The following is a 25,682-nucleotide window of genomic DNA, read 5'->3' as shown; positions in this document are numbered from 1 at the left end:
GGGAAGCCGCCGCCGGGCAAAACCTTGTTCATGCTCCACAGACACTGAACAGGGTCTGACGCGCCCGCGCTGCCTTCCGAACGCGAACGTTTCCTCCTCGCTCGGGGGCTTTATGCCTGTTGCTCGCAGTAGCCGTACGCGGATGGCCGCGCGCGGTTCGCTTGTTGTGCTGTGCTGTTCGATGATGCCGATGTTCGCGTGGGCGCAGTCCCAATCGAACACGCCGGCTGCGACCGACCTCCTCTCTGCCTATCGCGCCGCGCTGGTCAACGATCCGCAATTCGCATCGGCCCGCGCGCAGTCGCTCGCGCAACGCGAAAAGCTCACGCAAGGCCGCGCCGGCTTACTGCCGCAGATTGGCGGCGCCTGGAGTTCCACGCGCGTCATCTTCGATCAAACCGCCCCGGCCGAATTCAACAAGACGTTCTCATCGACGGGCTGGACGCTGTCGCTGTCGCAGCCGCTCTTCCGCTGGGACCGCTGGGAAACCTACAAGCAAGGCGAAATTGCCGCTCAGGCCGCCGAGGCTTCGCTCGCGCAAGCGCAGCTCGATCTCATCGCGCGTACGGCGCAGGCGTACTTTGACGTGCTTAACGCGCAGGACACGCTGCAGCTCGCCACCGCACAGCGCGATGCGATCCAGCAACAATACGAGCAGGCGCGCCGCAACTTCGACGTTGGCAATGCCAACATCACCGACGCAAACGACGCACAGGCCCGCCGCGATGCCATCGACGCCAGCGTCATCGCCGCACGCAGCGACTTCGAGATCAAGCAATCGGCGCTCAAGCAGATCATCGGAGAGCCCGTTGGCACGCTGGCCGGCGTGCGCCCAGGCGTCACGATCCCCCAACCTGAACCGGCTTCAGCAGAGCCTTGGGTGGACCAAGCGCGCAGCAGCAACCTGCAAGTGGCGCTGGCGCAATACAACCTGCAAAGCGCAGAGCGCGATGTGAAGAAGGCGACCGCAGGCCATCTGCCTTCGGTCGATCTGGTGGCGCAGACCGGTCACACCAATGCCAGCGGTAACCAATATCTGCCATCGCTGCCGGGCGGCGCGCGCTTTGACAGCTCCCAGATTGGCGTGCAGGTGTCGATTCCGATCTTTGCAGGCGGTGCGATCCAGTCGCGCGTGCGTGAAAACATCGCGCTGGAAACCAAGGCCGCAAACGACCTCGAATTCGCCCGCCGCTCTGCCGAGCAGGGCGCACGGCAAGCGTACATCGGCGTAATCGCAGGGCTGGCGCAGGTCAAAGCGTTGGAAGCGGCCGAGCTGTCGGCGCGCACAGCGTACGACTCCAACCAGCTCGCCTACGGTGTGGGCGTGCGCATCGGCACCGACGTGCTGAATTCGCAGGCGCAGCTCTTTCAAGCGCGGCGCGATCTGGCACGCGCGCGTTACGACACCATCGTCAACGGGCTACGGCTGAAGTCCGCCGCCGGCTCGTTAAGCGAGGCTGACGTGATCCAGGTGAACACGCTGCTCACGGCCAATGGCTCAAGCGATATCACCGCGTTGCCGCCGGCAAGCGCCAAACCCGAACTGGCGAAACGTGCCGGCAAATCGGCCAAACACTGACTAGTGGGTCTGACCGCGCGGCGGCAGCGGCCGCTCGGCAAACTGCAGCAACGCGCCGCCGCTGGTTTTCCAGATGACCTGGCGGCCCTGCTTGCCGTTGGCCGAAGGCTGCATACCGACGGTCGCCAGTGGCGATTTGAGCGCCTCCAGGAACGCCGTCTCCAGCTCCATGCGCGTCGGGTCGCACGCCATGCGCGTCGACACCAGGTTGCCAAAACGCATGCCCGAGGCGAGCTTCTCATACGGCCCCGAGAAGCGATTGCAGCCCGAGTAGCCGGACGCCACGCCGTTGGCCGCCTCCAGGCCAGCACTGAATTCGAGTGAGATCGGCTGCGTAGCCGGGTCGGCGTCGTCGCCCTCGGCGGAAGGCAATTCCTTGGGCGCGGCGCCCGGCTCTTGCCAACGCACGAGCACGAAGCGCGAGCGGCCCTCTCCCTGCGCTTGGGCGAGCGTCGCCTGGCCCGGGTTGGGCGCCGCGTTGGCGGGTGTCTGTTTGGTTTCAGCGGCCGGCGCTGAGGCCACCGCGGGGGCGGCCGCCGCTGGCGCGGATGAAGGCGTTGGCGTCATGCAGCCGGCACCGATGATGGTGGCGGCAGTGACTGAGGCCAGTGCCACGGCGGTCAGCACCACGCGGCGCGGCGTTTGCAGCAGGCTCGGCTTGGGACGATTCGGTTGGGACATGGGCGGTTCGTAATTGATGACGGAAGGCAAATCACATGAAGAGCCGTTAGTCTGCCCGGCTCGCCATGAGTTCGCACTTTTCGTGCCGAACGTGCACTGCGTTACAGCGTTGGCAATACCAAAGACGCCACCGCCTCCACCGTCCGGGCCGTTGCACCGCCGTGCGTGGCAGCAAAGGCCAGCGCGGCGCGTGATGCGGTTTCGCGCGCATCGGCATCCGACAGCCAAGCGTCGATCACACGTATCACTGCAGCAGCGTCTTCCACCTGCTCGCAGGCACCCGCAGCCACTGCATCGCGTGTCGCCTGCGCAAAGTTGAACGTGTGCGGACCGATGACCACGGGCGTGCCGACCGCGCAGGCTTCGATCAAATTCTGCCCACCAAGCGGAAGCAAACTGCCGCCGATGAACGCCGCCTCCCCGGCCGCGTAGTACAACGCCATCTCGCCCATCGAGTCCCCGAGCAGGACGTCGGCATCGGCAAGCGCATCGGCGTCCGCCAAGCCTGCCGCAGACACCGACAATGCGCTGCGACGCACGACGCGCAAACCCGCGCGTTCGGCCGCCTGGGCCACTTCATCAAAACGCTGCGGATGACGCGGCACGAGAATCAGCAAGGCATGCCGGCGCCCGACATGCTGCGCGCGATGCGCCTGCCAAGCGTCGAGCAGCAAGGCCTCTTCGCCCTCACGCGTGCTGGCCGCCACCCATGCCGATCGGCCACGTAGCGCATCGTGCAGCACGCGGCCGGCCATGATCTGGTCCACATGCGGCGTGATGTCGAACTTCAGGTTGCCGGTCACGCGCACGCGCGGCACGCCGAGCGAGCGGTAGCGATCGGCATCGTCGGGCGTCTGGGCCAGCACGGCGGCGAGTTGTGCGTACGTCTGGCGCGCTGCGTCACCGAGGCGTGCAGTACGCCGGTGGCTGCGCGCAGACAGGCGTCCATTGACGAGCACCATCGGCACACCAGCGGCATAGGCACGTTCGATCAGTACCGGCCAGATCTCGGTCTCCATCAGCAAGCCAAGGCGTGGCTGGAAGTGGCGCAGGAACCGGTCGACCGCACTCGGCAAGTCGTACGGCAGATACGCCTGGATGACGCGGCCGTTGCGTTGCGCCGCAAATTCAGCACCGGTGCGGCGGCCCGTCGGCGTCATGTGCGTGAGCAGCACGGCGTGGTGAGGAAAGCGCGCAAGCAGCGCATCGATGAGCGGCTGCGCGGCGCGCGTCTCGCCAACGGACACGGCATGCACCCACAGCAAAGGGCGATCCGGATTCGGGCGGGGCGGATAAAAGCCAAGCCGCTCACCAACGTGCTGGCGATAACCGGGCTCCTTACGGCCGCGCCACCACAGACGCAGCAATGCAAAGGGCAACGCAATGCGCCACAACCAGCGATACAGAACGCGCAGCATCAGAGCACACCCAGCGCACGCAGCGCATCAAGCGCCTGCGCGCTGGTGGGATGGGCCTCTGCACTGCCAAGGTCGTGCACGTTGGGCGTCCAATAACCGCCCGTGCGCCATGACGTCGTGAAGTTGTAAAGCGCCACGGTCGGCTTGCACAGCGCGGCGGCAATGTGCACAAGGCCGGTGTCCACACCTACCACCGCAGTCGCCTGATCGAGAAACGCCGTCACATCGGGCAGCGACATGCGCGGCGGAATCACCACGCGCCCCACTGTGCCGGGCACCGCAGCGACGATGGCTTCGCGGATCGATTCACTCGTGCGCCGCTCGGTCTCGCTGCCCCACGGCAGAGCAACGGCGTAGTCGCGCGCAAGCAGCTCGCGTGCGACCTCAACCCACGCAGCCTGCGGCCAACCTTTGTCGGCGCGCGAAGTCGCATGCACCAGCGCCACGTATGGACGCGGCAGCTTGAACGGCAACTCGGCAGGCGGCTGCAAACCGAAATCGATGGTATCGGGCAGCGCGTAACCAAGCGCCTCCGCCACCATGCGGCGTGAGCGCTCGACTACGTGCACACGCGGCTCCATCTCGATCTTGCGCTGATAGAACAGCTTAGCGGCGGGCTCATAGCCGGCGCCTTCCGAACGATTGCCGAGGCCCGCCACAAAACCGTTCGGCGTCAGCTTCGCCTGCGCGGCAATGAGTGCAGTCTTGATGAGCCCCTGCGTGTCCAGCACAGCATCGTACGTATTGGCGCGCAACGCACGGCGGAACGCTGCCATCTCGCCCCAGGTTCTGCCGGAACCAAGCGACTTGCGCCAACGTCGCAATGCAAACGGAATCACACCCCGTACGCCGCGCACGATGCGGACGATGCCCGCGAAGCCCTCTTCAACCACCCAGTCGATCTCGGCATCCGGATGGGCACGCAGAATATCGGCAACGACCGGCGTGCAATGCACCACATCGCCAAGCGACGATACCTTGACGATCAGCACACGCATGCCGTCACCCTTTCCCCCAACTTCATGAGTGCGGACCGTGCGATCAGAACGGCAGTTGCGCGTCCGGCTTCTCGGCCAGGATCACGCGGCGGAATTCGCCCTGGATGCGCGCCATCGCGGCATCGTTGTCGGCCTCGAAACGCATGACCACCACCGGCGTGGTGTTGGACGGACGTGCCAAGCCGAAGCCATCTTCGTATTCCACGCGCACGCCATCGATGCGGTTAACTTCCTTCGCACCGGCAAACGTGGCGTTGGCCTTGATCTTGTCGAGCAGTTCGAAGGATTCCCCCTCGGCACACTTCAGTTGCAACTCAGGCGTGCAGTGCGAGTTCGGCAGCGCGTTGAGCGTGGCGCTCGGATCGGCCAAGCGGGAGACGATCTCCAGCAGGCGCGCGCCCGTGTACAGACCGTCATCGAAACCGTACCAGCGGTCCTTGAAGAAGATATGGCCGCTCATCTCACCGGCCAGCGGAGCGCCCGTTTCCTTGAGCTTGGCCTTGACGAGCGAATGGCCCGTCTTCCACATCGTGGCCTTGCCGCCGTGCTCGCGAATGAATGGCGCCAACTTGCCCGTGCACTTCACGTCGAAGATGATTTCGCCGCCCGGGTTGCGCGACAGGACTTCTTGCGCGAACAACATCAACTGGCGGTCGGGGAAGATGACCTGGCCGTCCTTGGTCACCACGCCCAGGCGGTCGCCGTCGCCGTCGAAGGCGAGGCCCAGTTCGCAGTCGGTCGTTTGCAGCGTGCGCACGAGGTCCTGCAGGTTCTCGACGTGGGCCGGATCCGGATGGTGGTTCGGGAAATGGCCATCCACCTCGCAAAACAGCTCCGTCACCTCGCAGCCCATCGCGCGGAACAGCTCCGGCGCAAATGCACCGGCCACGCCGTTGCCGCAGTCCACGGCAATCTTCATCGGGCGGCTCAGCTTGACGTCCGAGACGATTCGGTCGATGTACTGCTGGCGGATATCCACTTGGACGTAGGCGCCGGCGCCTTCAGTGAAATCGCCCTGCTCGATGCGCGTGCGCAAAGCCTGGATTTGGTCGCCGTAGATGGCTTGGCCCGCCAGCACCATCTTGAAGCCGTTGTAGTCGGGCGGATTGTGGCTGCCCGTAACCATCACGCCCGACGTGGCGCGACGGCCAGCCAGCTCGATGTTCGTACCGAAGTAGACCATGGGCGTGGCTACGAGGCCCAGATCGATCACATCGACGCCGCTTGCGCGCAGTCCGTCAGCCAGTGCTGCCAGGAGATCAGGGCCCGACAGGCGACCGTCGCGGCCGATGACGACGGCGGATTCGCCCTTGGCGCGCGCTGCAGAGCCGAAGGCTCGGCCGATGAGGCGTGCTGTGTCGGCGTGCAGCGTTTTGCCGACGATGCCGCGGATGTCGTAGGCTTTGAAGATGGTGGGGTTGATGCTAGGCATGGCGTGATCCATGAGGAAATCGAATAGGCGTGATTGTAAACGGTCGGTACGCCACACCGAGGTGGTCTGCACAATGACCAAGGTCAGTCGGCCCTATACGCGCCCAGAGTCATATAATTACGAGTTACCCTTGCTGACTAAGCCAGAAACCCCTTGTCTTTATATGCAGGTCTGGAAAGCCCCATTTGCCCTGTGCCCCCCCCTTTGTCGCCTCCTCCTCGCATAGCCTATCTGATCACTAATGCAGAAATCGGAGGGGCACAAACACATGTTGCCGACCTGCTGAATGGATTGCGTGATCGCATCGATGCAGTAGTGCTCGCCGGAGGCGAGGGCCCGCTATTCACGAGCGCGCAAGCAAGCGGTGCAAGAACCGTACAACTATCGCTCCTCGATAACACGCTATCGCCATGGCGAGCGCTGGCAGCATTCAAGCAACTTATTGGCGCTCTACGCGCCACCCGCCCCGACCTGATTCACGCGCATAGCGCCAAGGCTAGTGCACTAGGTCGAGTGGCGGGCTGGCTACTTGGCATTCCAGTCGTCTACACAGTTCACGGGTTTGCCTTCAAGGCGGCAGCACCAGCTCGCCAGCGGGTCGTTGCACGCCTGATTGAGTGGTTGCTGGCGCCGTTGACTGCACGCATGATTTGTGTAGCACAGGCCGAGCGCGCAATGGCGGATACTCTGCCCATTTCGCCTGCCCGTGTTCAGGTGATTCATAACGGCATTGCAGACAGCACCCATCTTGCCACGCCCGGCGCCCCGGTACGCCGAGTCGTCATGGTGGCACGCTTGCGAGCGCCCAAACGCGCCGATACGCTCATCCGAGCCTTTGCACGAGCGGCACTACCAGATTGCGAGCTGATCCTAGCAGGAGATGGACCACAATTAGCCTCGCTGCAAGCGCTTGCTGACACGCTGGCGCCAGGACGAGTCCGGCTCTATGGCGGAGTGACCGATATCCCCGCCCTGCTTGCGTCCGCGCAGATTTTTGCGCTGGCGTCAGACCATGAAGGTTTCCCGATATCCGTGCTAGAAGCCATGCGCGCACGTCTACCCGTTATCGCCAGTGACCTCCCTGGCATTCGCGAGCAACTCGCAGATGGCGGCTGCGGATGTCTCATACCAGGCAGCGACGAGCAACTTTGGGCCTCTGTGTTGGCTGGGCTAGCAGGCAACCGCGAACAGCGGGAAACCCTGGGGAACAGCGCCCGGGAGCACTGGGAACGCCACTTTGGTGTTGCACCGATGGCCAACGCCACATGGCAGGTTTATCAGCGGGTCTTGGCGAACAAGAAGCAAGCACATCCTCGGCAACATCCCTCAAAACAGGCGAGCAATGAATAGGAGCACCGGTGCCGGACATTCTACCCGGCCATTCCGCGCGCAAGGCTCCGAAACCATTCGTCGAGCCACCCGGATGCTGGCTTGGGCTTTGTTTGGGCTCGTGTTCTTTGGGCTCAATATCGTGCTCGCGGAGCTTGCACGCCAGGCCGGCCTGGTCACGCACGTTTTCACCGGCACGCTGATATGGGCAGTTCTTCCGTACCTCGCCGCGTTCGTGCTGCTGCATCGTTCGCTTCATCTGCCCGCCCTTGAGGGCAACAGTCTCGTCGGCGTGGCAACGACCCTGCCTTTCATCGCGCTACTCTTCGCGATTGCCGTCTTTCACCTCGAATATTCGCGGGGCGCGTTGCTGCTCGCGTATATCACCACGCTCATATGGATCTGGTGCGGCTATCAACATTTCGTTCGAAATTACACCCCGGTATTCGGGTACACAGATGCGACAGCATTGGAGCAGTTGGAACGGATGCTTACCATGCCCGGCGCAGCGCCGGCCGGACCAACGCGCCTGCGCGCCATTAGCTCGCTGGCCGACGCCGTACATTGCGACGGCCTGATGCTGGACCGCAACGCCACCGCCGACCCGGACCGCACGCGTGCTTTAGCCCAGTTCAAGCTCAGCCACGTACGCATGTACTCGGTGGAACGCGTTGGTGAAATGCTGACCGGTCGCGTTGCGCTGGCCCATATTGACGAGAACTTCTTCGACGATCACGCTGCCCACTACTTCTATCGATTCTCGAAACGCCTGATCGACATTGCGGCGGTGCTGTGCTTGGCCCCCGTGGCTTTACCGTTGGGCCTCGTCGTGGCCTTGACTATCCGGATTGAAACGCCGGGACCCGCATTGTTCCGCCAGGAGCGCATCGGCCTGTACGGCAAGCCGTTCACCATGCTGAAGTTCCGGAGTATGGGGTTCGACACCAGTGCGCCCGCCCAGTTCGCCGCGCGGCAGGATCCGCGTGTAACCCGTGTGGGCCGTGTTATCCGCAAATACCGACTCGACGAGATTCCGCAGTTGTGGAACGTGTTGATGGGCCATATGAGCCTGATTGGCCCACGCCCGGAGCAAGCGCCAATGGTGGAGGAATTTGAGCAAACCATCCCCTACTACCCGTACCGTCATCTGCTGCGGCCCGGCCTATCGGGTTGGGCTCAGGTCCAGCAAGGCTATGTGGGCACACACGAGGAAACCGTCACCAAGCTCAGCTATGACCTCTACTACGTCAAACACTGCTCCCTTGCCCTCGACCTGCTGATCGCGGTCAAAACGTTGCGGACCCTACTGACGGGATACGGGGCACGGTAAGCATGCCGAGTGATCCTGCATCCTCCGCACCCATGCGCATTCTGCTGCTGACGACGGGCCTCAAGCTGGGTGGCGCTGAACAGCAAGTCGCCGCGCTGGCGCGGCAATTTTCGGCGCTAGGACACGCAGTGGCAGTCGCCAGCCTTGCACAAGGACAGGATGTGGCGCTCCACGAATCGGTCACTGTCTTGCCGCTGGAGATGCGCAAGACACCCCAGTCGATGGCACGGGCTCTTTGGCGGCTACGAGCCTTCATCCATCAGTGGCAACCGGACATCATTCACGCCCACATGATTCACGCCAACCTGTTTGGCCGCATGCTTGGCGCAATCAGCAGCGCAGCGCCACCGGTCATCTGCACCGCACACAGTGCGCGCGAAGGCGGCCGTCTGCGCATGCTCGCCTATCGACTCACCGACCGCTGGAGCCAGCTCACGACACACGTTAGCCCTCAAGGCCGGCAAGCCATGATCGCGGCGGGGGCAGTCCCGGCATCACGGATAAGGGTCATGCCTAATGGCATCGACACCGCGCAGTTTCGTCCGGATGCTGATCAGAGGCTGCGCACTAGGGCAGCGCTCGGCTTGCAAGAGAGCACGCGCCTCTTGATCAATGTCGGGCGCTTAGTCAAGGAAAAAGCGCAAGGCACTCTAATTGACGCATTTGCTCGGTTGACGCCCGATCTGGACGCACGCCTGCTTATCGTCGGCGAGGGCCCGCTGCGAGGCTCGCTCGACCAACGCATCCGAGACCATCAACTGACGAAGCGAGTTCATCTGATTGGGTCTCGTCAAGATATTCCAGCCCTGCTGAACGCAGCCGACCTATTCGTGTTGTCTTCTGACATTGAGGGCATGCCGCTCGCACTTGGCGAGGCGCTCGCCTGCGAATTGCCAGTGGTCGCCACCGATGCCGCCGGAGTGGCTGAGCTAATGGGCGAGTGCGGTGAAATCGTGCCACGAGGCGATTCCGCAGCGCTTGCAGCTGCCATGCGCCGTGCACTTGACGCCGGCCATGGCAACGCAAACAAACAAGCTGCACGACGCGCGCGCATTGTCTCCAACTTCAGTTTGGAGGCCGTCGCCCTCCAATGGCTGGACTGCTACGCCCGCCTCATCACAGCGGAACACGCGGGCTCCACAGAGGCCGGGAGATGAAGCAGTTCAAGATCGCCGGCAATCTGGCGTGGATGCTTGCTGAACGCGGTCTGCAGATCGGTGCCGGTATCGGCATCGTCGCCATGCTGGCGCGCGGCCTCGGGCCAGAAGGGTTCGCACATTTCCAGTATGCGCAAGCGGTTGTCTATGTGGCGGCGTCTGTTGCGTTGCTCTGCGGCGCCGAGGTCGTCATCCCCCGGTTGGTGGCGAACCCTGAGCCCCTCGCGCAACATCGACTGCTGATCCATGCATTCGGGCTGCGGTTCGCTGCTGGCGTGTTTGGTTATCTGCTGATGTGCGTGTTCCTGGTTGTTACCCAACAGTCGATCGACTTTTGGCCGCCTGCGCTCATCCTAGGCATTGCGATCCTGCTGCGCGAACCGTTTGGCATTGTCACGGCCTGGATGCAGTCACACACCAGGACCCGGCCGAACACGCTGTTCAACGTGGCGTCTCTGACAGTCAAGGTAGGCGGGGTTTCTATCCTGTTTGCGCTTGGCATACGTAATGTGCCTGCGTACGCGGTAGTGTTCGCGGTGGAGGCGGTCACGCTGGCTGCACTGCTTGCTGCCTTCTATCTGGCCCGCGCACCACGCGAGCGTACCGCGCACGACCCACAACTCACACGCGATCTGCTTTGGAGCGGTGCGCTCTTCTGGGTCAGCTTCATGTGCATGATGGCCTCGCGCCGCATCGACCAGTTGCTGCTCAAGCCGTATGTACCCTTGACCGACCTTGGCGCCTATGCTGCTTCTATGCAGATTCTCGACAACTTCGTGATGCTGGCCACCATCCTTTCGGCCGGGCTGGCGCCGGTCTATGTCTACGCCCAGCCCACTATGAAGCAGGCCCGCCAGAACGTACTTCGGATCGCAGGTGGCATGGCGGGGATCGGTGTCGTCGGCGGCGTGCTGATCGCACTCAGTGCGCGCTGGGTTGTCCACCTTCTCTACGGCGCGGCGTTCGTGCGTGCCGTCAACCTGCTGCAACTTGCTGCCCTCGCATCAGCGCTTGTGTTTGTCGATGTCGCGCTCACACTGCTGCCTATCCATCTGCGGCAACCGCGTCTGGTAGCCATTAAATGGGGGCTGGCGCTCGTTGCTACCCTGATCGTTGATGCCGTGGCCATTCCGCGCATGGGCACCAACGGGGCCATTCTGGGCTACGCGACGGCCAACCTGCTTTCCGTCCTGTTCGGGCTGGCTGTCTGGATGCGCTATCGCAACGATGAACCAGCAGCCCTGAGAGTCGGCGCATGACGCAAGCGAAGCCCACGCTGTGCTTCCTCACCGGCACACTCAATGCACTGGCGGGTGCCGAACGGATGACCGCCACGATCGCTAACGCGCTGGCGGAGCAAGGCTATGCGATCACCATCCTCAGTTTGTGGGACCCAGCCAGCTGCTTTGCGCTGCACCCCACCATCCGGCACGAGACACTCTTTGCGGAGCGCCCTTCGTTCAAGCGCGCCTACATGGCAACCGTCGCGGGCATCCGGCGGCATCTCAAAGCGCATCGGATTGACGTACTGGTGCAAGTCGACACGATGCTCTCGCTCTTTGCGCTACCAGCAGCGCTAGGCCTCGGTGTGCGGCACATTGCTTGGGAACATTGCCACTTTGACGAAGATCTGGGCCGGCGTGCGCGTCAGTGGGCTCGCCGTCTTGCCGCGCGCTACTGCACGCATGTCGTCGTCCTGACCGAGAGCGACCGTAAGCGATGGCAGGAGGCTTTGCCCCCCCGCAATCAGGTTGTTGTCTGTATTCCAAATCCATTGCCCTTCGCCGTGCCCGCGCAGCTCGCCCCGAGAACAAGCAAGACCGTGCTGGCGGTCGGCCGGTTAGTGCATACCAAAGGATTCGATGTCCTGTTGAATGCCTGGGCTGAGGTCGCACAGCGTACGCCCGAGTGGAATTTAATGATCGTAGGTGAAGGCGAGGAGCGCCACGCATTGGAGGCACAGCGTGAGCAGCTCGGTCTAAACAACAGTGTCAGCCTGCCCGGTGCGTTCTTGGACATCACAAAAGCCTACGCGCAAGCATCGATTTTCTGCCTGCCCTCGCGCTATGAAGGGTTCGGGTTGGTACTGATCGAAGCAATGGCTTTTGGCTTGCCGATTGTCTGCACGGCTTGCGAGACCGGCCCACGTGAACTGCTGCGGGATGCATGCGATGCCATCATGGTGCCCGTTGATGACTGTCCGGCACTTGCCAATGCTCTGCTCCGCCTGATTTCAAATCGCATTGAGGCAGACACGTTGGCACTTGCAGCCAGCAAAAAGGCCAAGCAATTTTCCACAGAGCAAATTGTCCAAGCGTGGAACGCACTGTTGCGCTGACATAAATCGAGAGTACTTGACAGCCCCCGGGTAGGGATTGAGAAACGCTACAATTTGTTGGTTTCCACGCTAACACGACATATGTCCATCACACGCACAGATGTGCAGACCGCCCCCCTCGACCCGACACGCCTTCTGACGAAGTCATTCAAAGTCATATTTTTGGTGGGTTTCATTGGCGCAATGCTAGGATTGCTTGCCTCCCAGGTTATCCATCCTCGCTGGGTTGCCAAAATGGCGATTCAGCTTGGCCAGGTGTCCACCCCAGATGCCAAGGGTTCGTTGGTATCGCAGCCGCTTGAAAACCAATTGACGGCCATCGAGCGGTACAATCTGCCAAGCTTCCGGCTCCAAGTACTCCACGACCTTGGTCTGCCGAACCCCGACACTGGCAACAGGGATTCCGATTTGCTCTTCAAATCATTGAAAGCAATGGCCGGTAGAAGCCCAAATTTGATCAATGTCGAAGTTTCTGGCTATTCCCGAGAAGCAGCGACGGCTACGCTGGAAGCAGCCCTGAAGACCTTTTCGGTGCAGCATCAACAGCTGTTTGACCGAGCTATGAGCGACATGCGAAGGAATGAAGCAGTCGCCCAAGACAAGCTCGCCACTGCGCAACGCGACTACGCCCGCATCGGCGAGACGCTGAAGTCATCGGTCACCTCGGGAGCCGTAGCAAGCGCGACCGCGCGCGACGTTCTAGCATCCAATACGGCCTCGCTGATCAATGCGCAGGTCCTCGAATTGCAGCAGCAGGTTGCCTCCAATCATGAGGCGTTGGGACCGCTGCGTAGCTATCCAACGAAAGCGATTGGTCCGACCTATGTTCCCATGCACTCAAACACGCCAAGCGCTGCGGCATTCATTGCCGCAGGATTCGTGTTGGGCTTGATGTTGGGGGCAGGCCTTGTACTATTCAAGGCCTCAATCCGCGCTCAATGAAATCAAGACTGCTGGTTAGGCAAGTCAGCAGCACCCCTTCGAAATACAGTCAGAGCCTTTGGCGACCCAGTAGCACACTGGAACTGTTGGCCACGTAAAACTCAGCTATGGGAGCAAGGCCATCAATTCCAGTGCAAAGCAATATCAGAAAGAGGAGCGCTCTTCAATTACGGCGCACAACCATCGACCCACTTGATGACGTCACTCGATCACATTTGCGCAAGCAGCCCGCGCACATACCGCCTCCTTGCCCACCGAAAGAAAGGCCTTATAGTGCCCAGCATTACGCAAACGATCAATGTTTATTCGCGTAAAACTTTGATACTTGCCTCTTGGCACCTTGGGGAATGGAACGTATTCGATCAAGCCCTCACTTACCATCTCCTCAAAGCACAGAGGCACGTCACCCGCCTTTTCTCGCAGGGTATTGACACCGCCGCGGCGAAGTCATTGAACGGCTGCGCATGCCGGTACCCAGGTTAAAGATGCCGCTGTGGCCAGCCCCCAGTATCAGGGCCAGAGGGCTTCTAGCAAAGCCGGTTCAAGTTTGCTCCTGGACGGCAGGAGCCACCGCTGTTGCTCGATATTGCGCTGCAAACTCTGCATGCGGCTGAGAATTCAATGCGCTGTGTGGCCGCGCCTCGTTGCAATCCTGGCACCAGGCTGCGATGACAGCGCGCGCATGTGCAAGGTTCGTGAACCAGTGCTCGTTCAGGCACTCGTCACGGAACTTACCGTTGAACGATTCGATGTAGTCATTCTGCGTCGGCTTGCCGGCCTAAATCAATTTCAAGGTTACGCCGTTGGCGTAGGCCTATTGGTCTGGCTCTCGGCTCGTGAACTTCGGCCCCTGGTCCGTGCGCAGCGCTTTGGGGTAGCCCCTGAAGCGCGCCGCGCGGTCCAGTGCTCGCGCCACATACAAGCCCGAGATGCCGTGGTCCACGACGATGTCGACCGACTCCTTTGTGAAGTCGTCGACAACGGTCAGGCACTTCAGACGCCGTCCGTTGGACAGCGCGTCCATCACAAAATCAATCGACCATACCTCGTTCGACGCGGCCGGCAGAGCTAGCGACTCCCGCTCGACCATCACGCCGCGGCGTCGCCGCCGACGCCGCACATCCAAGCCTGCCTCGCGGTACAGCCAGTGTACGCGTTTGTGATTCGCATGCAGCCCCTCGCGCTCCAGCAAAACATGCATTCGCCGGTAGCCAAAACACCGACGCTCATGCGCCAGCTCCACCAGCCTCGCTTTGAGCATCTCGTTTCCTGGCGCAATTTGCTCTTCGTAATGCAGCACGGCGCGGGACAGCCCGACAAGCCGGCAGGCACGGCGCTCGGAGATGTTGACCTTCTGCCGAATCGCCACGACCGCCTCGCGCTTGGCTTGTAGGCTCAGGGCTTCCCCTTGACCACTACCTCCAGCGCTTCCATGTGCAACATCGCCTCGGCCAGCAGCTTCTTCAACTTGGCGTTCTCGGCTTCCAACTCCTTGAGCCGGCGGGCCTCTGATACCCCCATCCCGCCGAACTTGCCCCGACAGGTGTAGAACGATGCGTCACTGAAACCGCGCTTCCTGCACAGCTCCTTGACCGCCACGCCGGCCTCGGCCTCCTTCAGGAACCCGATGATTTGCTCTTCTGTAAATCGCTTCTTCATGTCCGTCTTTCTCTCCGAAAACGGACTCTACGAGCTTCCCGCTGGACCGGTTTGTTGGGGGCAGGTCAGTTCAATGCCTTGACGATATTGGCACCGACGAAGCCCTCCGCACCGCGGTAACGATGACGGTCATGTCAGTTCGCTATGGCTTACGGTGGCAGTCCCCAGCTTACCTACCACAATGCCGCCAGCCCGATTCGCCAGCACGACGGCGTCGGGCAACGAGAGCCCCGCTCCCAAGGACGCGGCCAGCGTCGCAATAACGGTGTCACCAGCGCCTGATACGTCAAACACTTCACGCGCCTGCGCAGGCACATGTAGCGCACCGGTATCCGTAAACAGGCTCATCCCCTCCTCCGAACGGGTGAGCAATAGGGCCTCAAGCTGGAGATCCGCCCGAAGCTTCTCGGCACGCCCCGCCAGATCACTCTCCGAATGCCATTGGCCCACAACCTGCTGTAGCTCGGCTCTATTAGGAGTGAGAATACTGGCGCCGCGATATCGCATGTAATCGCTGCCCTTGGGGTCGACCAGCACACGCTTGCCCGCCTTGCGTGCGGCACTAATCATGGGCTGCACATGGGTCAGCCCTCCCTTTGCGTAGTCCGACAACACCACCACATCGTATTGCTCGATTAGCTGTTTGTATTGGTCCAACACGGTCAGCAGAACCTCATGCGCGGGCAGGTTCTCGAAATCGACGCGCAGCAGTTGCTGTTGCCTGGACAAGATACGCAATTTGATCGTTGTCGATAGTGCACCATCTCGCGTAACGAATGCCCTCACACCATTCGACTCGAGCAGTTCAGCAACGCGATTGCCCGGCTCGTCTTGGCCCAGCACGCATAGCAGTCCCGTCTGCGCCCCGAGAGAGGTGGAGTTCAATGCCACATTGGCTGCCCCACCCAGGCGCTCCTCGTTTCGCTTGACGTGAACTACCGGCACTGGCGCCTCTGGCGAAATGCGATTGACGTCCCCAAACCAATAGCGATCAAGCATCACATCACCCACGACCAGCACCCGCGAGATCGCGAGTGCCTCACGGCTGAATCCACTTGGCACGCGTATCGGCTGATGCACCGGGTTGGTCACACTCATCCAGCTTCTCCTTCGCACAACCCCCGTGAAAGTCGCAGGACCAGCCCACTACTATTTGGACACATTGGGTTGCAGTTCCAAAAACAGCGTCAGTTAGATACCTTCGGCCAATCCACCGCTCGCACTCATGCCGCAAGCGAGCGAAAAGAGCAAGAATGCTCTTATCAAGTCACCGCTTGTGCTGAGCAACGAAAACCTGGGCGATATGTGTTCGAACCATCAAGGCCAACATTCGATGGCGAACAGGAAAGCCGCACGCTACGGGCTTTCTCGGCTGGCATGGATCAGCTTGCCACCCTCCATTTGCACCGGGAGCCCAAATGTCGGGGCCGGTCATTAACCATCCTATATTATAGTGTGGGTTTGAGTCGCTCCCGACACAAATGAACTGGTCCGTTCGCGGCGTCCACCTCGCTCACGGAGCAACATCCGAAGAGTTGTCACGAGAACGAATCTCTCGGATACTCAGCGCCCGCGCCATTCTCTCCTGCCCTCTGAAGTCCGCATCGTGACGTTCGACGCAAACAATCTAGACACACAAGACATCACCCCCGTCGTGCTCTGCGGCGGTGCTGGCACACGGCTTTGGCCGCTGTCGCGTCAGCATTTCCCAAAGCAGTTCGCGCCGATTATAGGTGACAAGAGCCTGCTTCAACTTACTCTTGAACGAGTCGCCAAGCTCAACATCTCGGGCCAGGGCAGCGTCATTTGCGTGGCATCGGAGACGCACCGCTTTTTGGTTGCCGAAGCGCTTGACCAAAGCGGCGTGGAGGGTACGGTGCTTCTCGAGCCCGTAGCGCGCAATACTGCCGCAGCTATGACGCTTGCTGCACTGCACGCGAAACCGGACACCGCACTTTTGTTCTGCCCTGCTGATCATTACATCCCGGATACAGCAGCTTTCGCCACTATGGTGCGCGATGCCAGAGTCGAACTCGACGACAGCGTTATCATTACATTCGGTGTGGTGCCGACCGCCCCAAGCACCGCGTACGGCTATATCGAAATGGGGCTCTCAGTAGAAACGTCCACCGCTTGCTTTGTTGCTCGCTTCATCGAGAAGCCCGACGTATCGCGCGCCCATCAACTCATCGCTCAGGGCAACGTACTCTGGAACGCAGGGATTTTTCTGTGTCGGGCCAACGCCTTGCTGAACGCAATGCAGCAGCACGCTCCCGACATTCTCGAACAATGTCGCAACTCGATGCAGGATGCGGCGGTGGACAAGTGCTTCGTACGCCCAGATGAGGACGCCTTTTCCGCCTGCCGTTCCGAGAGCATTGACTACGCGGTCATGGAGCACCACTCGAACATGCGCGTCGTACCGTTCAACGGTATTTGGAGCGACGTCGGCAGCTGGAATGCAGTCGCCGATCTCACCACTGCCGACGCTGACGGCAATCGGGTCGAGGGTGACGGCCATTTCGTCAATACAAGCAACACCTACATTCACGCCCCCTGCCGACCGGTCGTGGCCCTGGGCACCCAGAACCTAATTATCATCGACACCCCCGATGCAGTGCTCGTCACCACGCGCGAGCATGTCGAACAGGTGAAGCATGTAGTGGCAGAACTCGATCGCCAGGGTCGACCGCACGTTGCCTTGCATCGCAAGGTCGCACGCCCGTGGGGTTGGTATGACTCGATCGATGCAGGAGACCGCTTCCAAGTCAAACGAATCTGCGTCAAGCCGGGAGCTAGCCTCAGCCTGCAGAAGCATCATCATCGGGCTGAGCACTGGATTGTTGTCAAGGGTACGGCAGAGGTGACCCGCGGCGAGGAAACCTTCCTGTTAACCGAGAACCAATCGACGTACATCCCTATCGGCGAGATTCATCGCTTGCATAACCCAGGTAAAACCACGCTCGAGATGATCGAGGTGCAGTCAGGCTCCTATCTGGGTGAGGACGATATCGTCCGCTTGGAAGACTCTTATGGCCGCACCTCGGAGAAGAACTGAATGATCGAACAACCGAAGATTTTCGTAGCGGGCCATCGCGGGATGGTCGGTTCAGCCATCGTGCGTACCCTGCGCGCACTAGGTCAGGACAATATCGTCACACGCACGCACGCCGAACTGGATCTCACCGACCAAGCAGCCGTGCGGGCGTTTATGCAAACTGAGCGGCCCAACCAGGTTTACCTCGCGGCAGCGAAGGTGGGGGGCATCCATGCCAATAACACCTACCCCGCCGAATTCATCTACGCGAATCTGATGATGGAGGCCAACGTTATTCACGAGGCCTTCACCGCCGGAGTCAAGCAGCTCCTGCTACTGGGTTCCAGCTGCATCTACCCTAAGCTCGCCCCGCAGCCGATGACGGAATCCGCTCTTCTCACGGGAATGCTTGAACCAACCAACGAGCCCTACGCTATAGCCAAGATTGCGGGCATCAAGCTTTGCGAGAGCTATAACCGCCAGTATGGCGCGTCCCACGGCATTGACTACCGCAGCGTGATGCCGACTAACCTTTATGGCCCGGGAGACAACTATCACCCCGAAAACAGCCATGTTATACCCGCGATGTTGCGACGATTCCATGTGGCCAAACTGGAGGGGGCACCATCGGTAGCGATATGGGGCACCGGAACACCGCGGCGCGAGTTTCTCTATGTGGACGATATGGCAGCAGCCTCAATACACGTAATGAACCTGGAAAAGTCGACATACGACAGTCACACGTCACCGATGCAAAGCCACCTCAACGTCGGCTATGGCGAAGATCTGACGATTGCAGCGCTCGCAGAACTTATCCGACGCGTGGTGGGTTACCAGGGCGATATCGTTTTCGATACGAGCAAACCGGACGGCACGCCTCGCAAGCTATTGGATAGCACCCGGCTCGCGTCGCTCGGCTGGCGCGCTCAGGTCCCACTTGAAGATGGGCTACGTCACGCATATGCGGATTTCGTGCGGAATACGCCAACAGCCAGCAACTGAATCTGGCATCCCGCAACGAACTCAGACAGATAGCGATCAATCCCTCAATCATGCAAGCAACCCTACGCAAAGTCGCGCTTATTACGGGCATCACGGGCCAGGACGGTTCGTACCTTGCCGAGTTCCTGCTCGAGAAAGGCTACGTCGTGCACGGCATCAAACGCCGCGCCTCGCTTTTCAATACCGATCGCATCGATCATCTATACCAAGATCCGCACATCGATCATCGTAATTTTGTCCTGCACTATGGCGATCTATCGGACACCAGCAATCTGATCCGGATCATTCAGGAAACCCAGCCTGACGAGATCTACAACTTGGGGGCACAGAGCCACGTTGCCGTGAGTTTCGAAAGCCCAGAGTACACCGCAGATGTCGATGCCGTCGGCACACTGCGCGTTCTGGAGGCTATCCGCATTCTCAAGCTAGAGAAGAAAACTCGCTTCTACCAGGCCAGCACCAGTGAACTCTATGGCCTGGTGCAAGAAACTCCCCAGCGTGAAACAACGCCGTTCTATCCGCGCAGCCCTTACGCCGTGGCAAAGATGTACGCCTACTGGATCACGGTCAACTACCGTGAGGCCTACGGCATCTACGCCTGCAACGGCATCCTATTCAACCACGAAAGCCCGCGTCGGGGCGAGACCTTCGTCACGCGCAAAATTACGCGAGGCCTCGCAAATATCGCGCAAGGTCTGGAGGACTGCCTGTACATGGGCAACCTCAGCGCATTGCGTGACTGGGGCCACGCAAAGGACTACGTCCGCATGCAGTGGATGATGTTGCAGCAGGAGCAACCCGAAGATTTCGTGATCGCCACCGGCGTACAGTACAGCGTACGTGAATTCATCACGTGGTCGGCAAATGAACTCGGCGTGACCTTGGAATTCTTCGGCGAGGGCGTCGACGAAACTGCAGTGGTAACCGCCATCACCGGCGACTCCGCACCCGGCATAAAGATCGGTGACGTGGTTGTGCGTATCGACCCGCGCTACTTCCGCCCCACCGAGGTTGAGACCCTGCTGGGCGACCCGACCAAGGCCAAGGAGAAGCTGGGCTGGGTACCGGAAATCACGGTTCAGGAAATGTGCCGCGAGATGGTGGCCGCCGACCTCTCGAAAGCCCGGCAGCATGCCGTGCTGCGTTCGCACGGGTTCACGGTTGCAGTGAGCCAGGAGAACTGACGGTGACGCAACCGTATACGATCCTGGTCAACACGTCTGATGGTTTCGATGACTGCTGGGGGCCATTCTTCACGCTATTCAAGCGGTATTGGCCCGCATGTGATGCCCCCATTCTGCTAAACACCGAACGCAAGTCTGCACAGTTTCCAGATCTGTCGGTACATTGCACGAAGGTGCAGGGCGAAAACGAAGAGCGGCTCACTTGGAGCGAATGCCTGCTGCGCGCGCTTGATCAAGTGCAAACGCCGCTGGTGATGTATTTCCAAGAAGACTATTTCTTGGACAAACCCGCTGACGATGAGCGCATTCGCAAAGCCATCGCTTACATGCTAGAGCACCCTGAAGTCAAACATATAGGCCTAACTCGGCATGGCAGCTTGGGCCCTTATGAACCGTATGCGCCAGTACCCTGGCTGCAAAGGATTCGCAAAAACGCACGGTATCGGATTTCGACTCAGGCCGGGATCTGGCGCGTGGAAACGCTGCGCTCATACTTACGTTCGGAAGAAAGTGGTTGGATGTTCGAGATATACGGAACCTGGCGCGCACATCGACGCGATGAGACGTTCCTGTGCTTAAAAATCGATCAGGCAAATAACGGCCCCGCCCTCGACTACCTGCATACCGGCATCATCAAAGGCAAGTGGCTGCGGGGCATCAAGCCGGTATTCGAAGCGAACGGCATCGAAGTCGACTATTCGAAGCGCGGTTTTTACGAGCCGAAGCCCTATCTGCTGCACAAGTTAGAACTGGCACGCAAACTTCTGGAGCGCCCTGGGTATATGCTCAAGCAACTCATCTGAGCCATGCTGCGCTCGTCGATTGTTGTTACTGCCATCACGCTGCTCGGCAGCGCGATGGGCTTTGTTGTCCAGTTGATTCTGGCTCACCACTTCGGGGCCGGCACAGACGTTGACGTCTATCTGTTTGCATTGTCATGGCCGACATTTTTTGCGGGCATGGTTAGCGCGTTCCTGAGCTACGTAGCCATCCCTCAACTGGTGGCTCGGGAGAGCGATCCGGCTGGCCAACGTGACTATTTCACGACCAGTACAATCGCCATCTCCGCCTTCGCAGTGGTAGTCATCTTGATTGGCCTCGGCCTCGGCGAACTGCAGACGGCGAGCCTGCCGGCCGATTCACCGATCCGCGCCCACGCCCAGCGGGCGAGGCTTGTCTCCATCGGGTGGTTTATCTGCGCCGCACAGATTGGCCAAGCCTACCTTCTCTCAGCCCTACATGCGAAGCGCCACCATGTCACATCAGCAGGACTTGGGTTGCTGCCTTACGTCGGCATGATTGTGACCACCGTGCTGTTTGCCGAGAAGATTGGCGTCAGCAGCGTTGCGGCTGGCATGCTGGCGGGCACGATCGCATCAACCGCCACCTCCGCATGGTTTCTGCGCGGTCGCTTCTTCAGCGACGAACCACGTCGCTGGCCGTGGGCGGAAACGCGAGCGCTCTTCGCAGCAGCCCCCTATGCCGTGGTCGCATTGTCGTGCTTCTCGATCTATGCCGTGGTGGATGCTTTCTGGGCACCACGCGCGGGCGAAGGGACACTTGCATCGTTGGGCTACGCCCAACGACTGGTCATCGCGATTGGCAATCTTGCCGTTGCGGGTCCATCCGCAATCCTAGTGCCCCGCATCACGGAGCTAGTACGGCAAGCGGCTCCAGGCACGCTGCGCCAGTTCCTGCGCAAGACGCTGGTTACCGTAGGCGTTGGAGCGGCCATCTTCGCACTACCGCTGGCGCTGGCGCCCGAGTTGCTGGTTCGCCTACTGTTTGCTCGGGGCAACTTCAGCGAAACCAATGTCGGCACCATCGCCGCTACACTCGCCCATATGGCACCAGGCATGGTTTGCATGCTGGTGTCCGTGATTTCTCTACGGGCCATGTTCTGCATACCAGGTGCCGAAAGGGCCGCGGCCGTGCTTGGTGGTGCCTGGGGGTTTCTATACTTCGCAACTTCAGCCTTAATGGTCGGCCGCGGGGCTCCCGGCTTGGCGTCGGCATACTCGATGACGTGGGTGACAATCGGCGTCTGTATCATCACGGTGCTATTCAAAAAAGCAGGAGGCGATGCTCATGGACGAGCTCCTGCTGGTTGCTGAGACCACGCTTTTCGTTGTTGGGTTGCTCTATATCTACCCACGTGACAAGCTGTTCGGCCTCTATTTTGTATTCCTGTTTATTTACGCCATCTTCGCGCAAATCGGTTACCGCTTCTATCCTGAAGCGTCAGACTCGATTCTCGCCTACTTCGGTGAAGAGATCTGGCTACCCTGCACGCTCTTCATCATGGCCTCGCTTGCCATGTTCGTGCTTAGCTTCATTGTGGTACGCCCGATAACGTATGCGCTGATACCAATCAGGCTGGAGGTCAGCCAAGCGGCTCAACGCATGCTGTGGAAGACCGCTGGTCTACTGTCGTTGCTCGCAAGCTCTGGCTACCTCCTCGGCTACCTCGCTTTCAACGCCAATGAGCTAAGTTGGTATGCCGCGCAACAGGATGATCTCGTATCCAGTGCGCCGGCATTGGCGCTGCTGATCTTTCTGGTCAAGCTTGAAGTCGGCACGCTCATTGTTTTATATCAGATGGCCCGCGAGAAGACTCGCATCCTCTCGTGGGTCAACCCGTGGGTATTTTTCGCGCTGCGCGGCACGCTTTTCCTGGTAGTGACGTTCATGCTGGGCAATCGCACTGACATACTCGCGTGCTTTCTTGGCATCGTGCTCATGACGTTGAGTCAGACCAAGCTTTCGCCACGCTTCCTGCTGCGAGCAACGATTGCCGCAACCTCAGTGGCAGCGTTGATGCTGGTCATTGAGTCCACGCGATACAACGACGCAGAAGTACAGAGCGAAGTGCCACTGTCCCAACGACTGCTGGTCAAGGACTACTACCCACCTGCGCACATGCTGTTTGCAGCTGCTGCCTATGGCGAAATCGATCCGTACGAAGTCATTGCGTCGAACTCAGCCAATGCGGCCGTCATGTTTGGTTATCCCTATCTACAGGAGACCATAACCAATCTGTTTCGCCCAGGCTTGGCAACGCGCAGCGTAGGCTACGCGTTTTATATTCTCACTGAAGGTTTCCTGTTCATGGGCTACTGGGGGTTCATCTACAACGGGCTGGTCCTAACCGCAGCGTTGGCACTCTGGCGTCGACTCGCTTCCAGTGACTCACGAGAATTCAACCTGTTGCTGCTAGGCCTGTTCGGGTGCATGCTCGTCAACCTCGTGCGAGGCCAGTCGTCCTACTTTGTTAAGTACCTATATACATTTGTACTTCCTAACGCCCTGCTGTACCTCAGTCTTGTCGGTGCTCGGGTGCGTCTTCGCTTCGGCCGCTCCCCCAGCGCTGGCACCTGAGCACGGTGCAGCTTGCCGCAAGCCTTGTGACTCGTCTCCAAATGAAAGACCCCGCAATTCTCGTATTCCGCTCAGCAGCGCTGGGTGACTTCATTCTCGCTGCCCCAGCTTTACGGCAGGTACGGACGGCGTTCCCGAATGCGAAGATCGTGCTGCTAACCATCCAGTCAGCCAACCGCGAGCAACGCGGCAAGGTTGCTAAGTATGCCGGCAACTCAGCAGCGATTCCGTGGGTAGCGCTCGTGCAACCACACCTGGTCGATGATGTACGAGTGCTTAGCGACGTTGATCTGCACAGCATTGCCGCTGTGAGGCACTCGCTGCGCAACTATCGCTTCGAGCGCGCCATTTTGATGCTCGATCCATGTGCACCGTGGCTTGGTCGCATCAAGAAGATGCTCATGCTGTTTGCCCTGCTCGGACCTGTGCCGCAGTATGGCTGGCGGGGCAAGGGCTCGCTCAACGGGGATCGAGCTAAGCTCAAGCAAGCTGGCTTACTACGCCACCATGTGCATGGGCCGTTGCAATTCCTAGCCGAACTGCCGCAGCCGCGATCGTATCGTGATGAAACGCTGCAGTTCGATCTACGCCCCGGCGTAGATGCTGAAACCTGGGCCCAGTCGTGGCTGGCTACGCACTTACCTGAAGGCGCCGAGCGCCTTGTGATCTCGCCAGGATCGGTCCAGCCCCACAAGCGCTGGCCAATGGAAAAATATATAGCGCTGTGCAAAGCGTTGCTGGCAGCTAGACCGAATGCACATCTTCTTATCATCGGCACGCGAGTTGATGCTGAATACGGCACGTCCTTGCATGCGATTGATCCGCTACGCGTGCACAATCTGATGGGCGAAACATCGATTGCGCAGTCGGCTGCACTGCTCGCCCTCTGCCAATTGCTAGTGGGTAACGACGGTGGTTCCGCTCATCTGAGCGATGCCATGGGATGCCCAACAGTATCGATCGTGCCAGGTATTGAGTATCCGGACTCCATCGAACCCTGGCACAGCAAAGCGCTAGCAATCCGACACGCCGTGCCTTGCGCGCCCTGCTATAACTTCACCTATTGCCCGCAAGGGCACAATCGCTGCATGCTCGACATTCCCGTCGACCAAGTCTTGGAAAACTGTCTACGCGCTCTGGCGCATGCTCATCCATCTCAACCCTTGCTTCCATGAGTACCGCCCTTCCGAAGGCCATCGACGCCCACCTTGCTGTAATTCAATCGCTTGTCGCACTCACGCCCACCGTCGAACAGGCCAGCCATCTGTGTGCCGATGCACTCGCTGCTGGATACCGCATCCTCTTGTGCGGCAACGGCGGATCTGCTTCCGACTGCCAACACCTTGCCGGCGAACTCGTGGGGCGGCTCAAAGGCAACCGACGCCCGCTCCCGGCCCATGCTCTAGGTGCCGACTCGGCAGTCATGACTTGTATCGCCAACGACTTTGGGTACGAAGAGGTCTTCGCACGCCAGGTGGAAGGCATTGGCAAAGCCGGTGATGTATTGCTGGCGCTGTCCACAAGCGGCAACTCGGCCAACGTAGTTCGCGCCGTCGAACAAGCCAACGCACTAGGAATCACGACGATTGGACTCTTGGGAGGCAACGGCGGCAAGTTGGCTCAACTGTGCACTCATGTCGTGTGCGTGTCCGCCAGCACAGACACGGCTCGCATTCAGGAGGCCCACATCCTGATCGGCCATGTCATCTGCGCGGATATTGAAGCTCGGCTTGGTCTAGCATGAGCGCATTGGCGCCTGAAGCCGTTCTACAGACTGACATAAACTCTGTTGCACCATAACGCATGAAAAGGCAATTCATATGGGAATTGTCTAAGGCACAGAGTGCACACATCGCCACGAAATGCCGATCACAGCGATACGTCGTGTAGGGCACAAATCACACAAGGGATTTTCGGGCGCCATTCGCGAGCGCTTCGCTTTGGCAGATTCAAATATGCAACTTGCCAGTTGAACCATGCATCCATCTTGCCCCGGTAACCTCGTGCGGCAACTACGTCTCTTTTTTTCCGAACCATAGAGAAGCGATGCTGGCGATGACAGGGGCAAACAGTCGACCTGGGGCAAGACTCCATAGCGGCAGGATTGGGAGCTTCACTTGAAACAGCAGAGGTACTGGGACCGTAGGCATGCAACATATGGACGCGACCACCGGGTAATTAAAACGATGGCTGGATGAAGCCAAGACGCCAACAATTG

20 protein-coding genes and 2 pseudogenes are annotated in these 25,682 nt (G+C 60.0%); 15 read left to right on the top strand and 7 right to left on the bottom strand.

Annotated elements, in window-relative coordinates; all coding sequences use genetic code 11:
• Positions 1 to 142 precede the first annotated feature (142 nt).
• A complete protein-coding gene (locus ACTJK4_RS04685; protein WP_440816390.1) occupies positions 143 to 1,579 on the top strand; it encodes a TolC family outer membrane protein in 1,437 nt (478 codons plus the stop codon).
• Here ACTJK4_RS04685 and ACTJK4_RS04680 read toward each other — a convergent pair whose 3' ends face one another.
• From ACTJK4_RS04680 to ACTJK4_RS04665, 4 genes are all read right to left on the bottom strand, one after another.
• Complete coding sequence (locus ACTJK4_RS04680; protein WP_440816387.1) at positions 1,580 to 2,260, bottom strand: META domain-containing protein; 681 nt, start codon at positions 2,258 to 2,260, stop codon at positions 1,580 to 1,582.
• Between the two features lie 101 nt (positions 2,261 to 2,361).
• Positions 2,362 to 3,678: a lipid IV(A) 3-deoxy-D-manno-octulosonic acid transferase gene (gene waaA / locus ACTJK4_RS04675; RefSeq protein WP_440076761.1), complete on the bottom strand. Its 1,317-nt coding sequence runs from the start codon at positions 3,676 to 3,678 to the stop codon at positions 2,362 to 2,364.
• Positions 3,678 to 4,676: a lipopolysaccharide heptosyltransferase I gene (gene waaC, locus ACTJK4_RS04670; RefSeq protein ID WP_343618304.1), complete on the bottom strand. Its 999-nt coding sequence runs from the start codon at positions 4,674 to 4,676 to the stop codon at positions 3,678 to 3,680. Before waaC ends, waaA begins: the two co-directional genes overlap by 1 nt.
• Positions 4,677 to 4,719: 43 nt before the next feature.
• Positions 4,720 to 6,108 carry a phosphomannomutase/phosphoglucomutase gene (locus tag ACTJK4_RS04665; RefSeq protein ID WP_440816383.1) on the bottom strand — a complete coding sequence of 463 codons (1,389 nt, stop codon included), beginning with the start codon at positions 6,106 to 6,108 and terminating at the stop codon, positions 4,720 to 4,722.
• Between the two features lie 204 nt (positions 6,109 to 6,312).
• On the opposite strand from ACTJK4_RS04665, the gene ACTJK4_RS04660 reads away from it, so the two are divergent.
• The 6 genes from ACTJK4_RS04660 to ACTJK4_RS04635 all read left to right on the top strand — a co-directional run bounded on the left by ACTJK4_RS04660 (position 6,313) and on the right by ACTJK4_RS04635 (position 13,204).
• Positions 6,313 to 7,458, top strand: a complete 1,146-nt coding sequence (locus ACTJK4_RS04660; protein WP_440816380.1) for a glycosyltransferase family 4 protein — start codon at positions 6,313 to 6,315, stop codon at positions 7,456 to 7,458.
• Positions 7,459 to 7,531: 73 nt separating this feature from the next.
• Positions 7,532 to 8,767, top strand: a complete 1,236-nt coding sequence (locus tag ACTJK4_RS04655) for a sugar transferase (RefSeq protein WP_440816377.1) — start codon at positions 7,532 to 7,534, stop codon at positions 8,765 to 8,767.
• Positions 8,768 to 8,799: 32 nt separating this feature from the next.
• Positions 8,800 to 9,924: a glycosyltransferase gene (locus ACTJK4_RS04650; RefSeq protein ID WP_433866548.1), complete on the top strand. Its 1,125-nt coding sequence runs from the start codon at positions 8,800 to 8,802 to the stop codon at positions 9,922 to 9,924.
• On the top strand, positions 9,921 to 11,183 hold the full coding sequence (locus ACTJK4_RS04645; RefSeq protein WP_440816373.1) for a lipopolysaccharide biosynthesis protein: 1,263 nt from the start codon (positions 9,921 to 9,923) through the stop codon (positions 11,181 to 11,183). Before ACTJK4_RS04650 ends, ACTJK4_RS04645 begins: the two co-directional genes overlap by 4 nt.
• Positions 11,180 to 12,262 (top strand): glycosyltransferase family 4 protein, encoded by a 1,083-nt coding sequence (locus ACTJK4_RS04640; RefSeq protein WP_440816370.1) that lies wholly within the window; start codon positions 11,180 to 11,182, stop codon positions 12,260 to 12,262. Before ACTJK4_RS04645 ends, ACTJK4_RS04640 begins: the two co-directional genes overlap by 4 nt.
• An 81-nt stretch (positions 12,263 to 12,343) precedes the next feature.
• Positions 12,344 to 13,204: a hypothetical protein gene (locus ACTJK4_RS04635; protein ID WP_440816367.1), complete on the top strand. Its 861-nt coding sequence runs from the start codon at positions 12,344 to 12,346 to the stop codon at positions 13,202 to 13,204.
• Positions 13,205 to 13,405: 201 nt separating this feature from the next.
• Here the strand turns inward: ACTJK4_RS04635 and ACTJK4_RS04630 are convergent.
• The 3 genes and pseudogenes from ACTJK4_RS04630 to rfaE1 form a co-directional block, all read right to left on the bottom strand.
• A pseudogene (locus ACTJK4_RS04630) lies at positions 13,406 to 13,697 on the bottom strand (hypothetical protein); the annotation flags it as partial.
• A 48-nt stretch (positions 13,698 to 13,745) separates the two neighbouring features.
• Positions 13,746 to 14,863, bottom strand: a pseudogene (locus tag ACTJK4_RS04625) (IS3 family transposase).
• A gap of 129 nt (positions 14,864 to 14,992) precedes the next feature.
• On the bottom strand, positions 14,993 to 15,961 hold the full coding sequence (gene rfaE1, locus ACTJK4_RS04620) for a D-glycero-beta-D-manno-heptose-7-phosphate kinase (RefSeq protein WP_440816364.1): 969 nt from the start codon (positions 15,959 to 15,961) through the stop codon (positions 14,993 to 14,995).
• 508 nt (positions 15,962 to 16,469) lie between these two features.
• On the opposite strand from rfaE1, the gene ACTJK4_RS04615 reads away from it, so the two are divergent.
• Genes ACTJK4_RS04615 through ACTJK4_RS04580 form a run of 8 tightly spaced genes read left to right on the top strand, consistent with a single transcriptional unit; the run spans position 16,470 to position 25,208 of the window.
• A complete protein-coding gene (locus ACTJK4_RS04615) occupies positions 16,470 to 17,921 on the top strand; it encodes a mannose-1-phosphate guanylyltransferase/mannose-6-phosphate isomerase (RefSeq protein WP_440816361.1) in 1,452 nt (483 codons plus the stop codon).
• A complete protein-coding gene (fcl, locus tag ACTJK4_RS04610; RefSeq protein WP_440816358.1) occupies positions 17,922 to 18,902 on the top strand; it encodes a GDP-L-fucose synthase in 981 nt (326 codons plus the stop codon).
• A gap of 50 nt (positions 18,903 to 18,952) precedes the next feature.
• Positions 18,953 to 20,086 carry a GDP-mannose 4,6-dehydratase gene (gmd, locus tag ACTJK4_RS04605; protein ID WP_440816355.1) on the top strand — a complete coding sequence of 378 codons (1,134 nt, stop codon included), beginning with the start codon at positions 18,953 to 18,955 and terminating at the stop codon, positions 20,084 to 20,086.
• A 2-nt stretch (positions 20,087 to 20,088) separates the two neighbouring features.
• Positions 20,089 to 20,889 (top strand): hypothetical protein, encoded by an 801-nt coding sequence (locus ACTJK4_RS04600; protein ID WP_440816352.1) that lies wholly within the window; start codon positions 20,089 to 20,091, stop codon positions 20,887 to 20,889.
• Between the two features lie 3 nt (positions 20,890 to 20,892).
• Positions 20,893 to 22,200, top strand: a complete 1,308-nt coding sequence (locus ACTJK4_RS04595; protein ID WP_440816349.1) for a lipid II flippase MurJ — start codon at positions 20,893 to 20,895, stop codon at positions 22,198 to 22,200.
• Positions 22,175 to 23,464, top strand: a complete 1,290-nt coding sequence (locus ACTJK4_RS04590; protein ID WP_440816346.1) for a hypothetical protein — start codon at positions 22,175 to 22,177, stop codon at positions 23,462 to 23,464. The genes ACTJK4_RS04595 and ACTJK4_RS04590 overlap by 26 nt, the downstream gene beginning before the upstream one ends.
• Positions 23,465 to 23,505: 41 nt before the next feature.
• Positions 23,506 to 24,639: a glycosyltransferase family 9 protein gene (locus tag ACTJK4_RS04585; RefSeq protein ID WP_440816343.1), complete on the top strand. Its 1,134-nt coding sequence runs from the start codon at positions 23,506 to 23,508 to the stop codon at positions 24,637 to 24,639.
• The gene (locus ACTJK4_RS04580) at positions 24,636 to 25,208 is read left to right on the top strand and encodes a D-sedoheptulose-7-phosphate isomerase (RefSeq protein WP_440816340.1); all 573 of its coding nucleotides are present in this window, start codon (positions 24,636 to 24,638) and stop codon (positions 25,206 to 25,208) included. The genes ACTJK4_RS04585 and ACTJK4_RS04580 overlap by 4 nt, the downstream gene beginning before the upstream one ends.
• Positions 25,209 to 25,682: the final 474 nt, after the last annotated feature.

Origin of the sequence: Ralstonia sp. 22111, assembly GCF_052045895.1 — a bacterium.
In the GTDB taxonomy this organism is placed as follows: domain Bacteria; phylum Pseudomonadota; class Gammaproteobacteria; order Burkholderiales; family Burkholderiaceae; genus Ralstonia; species Ralstonia wenshanensis.
This window is presented reverse-complemented; position numbering and strand designations above follow the sequence as displayed.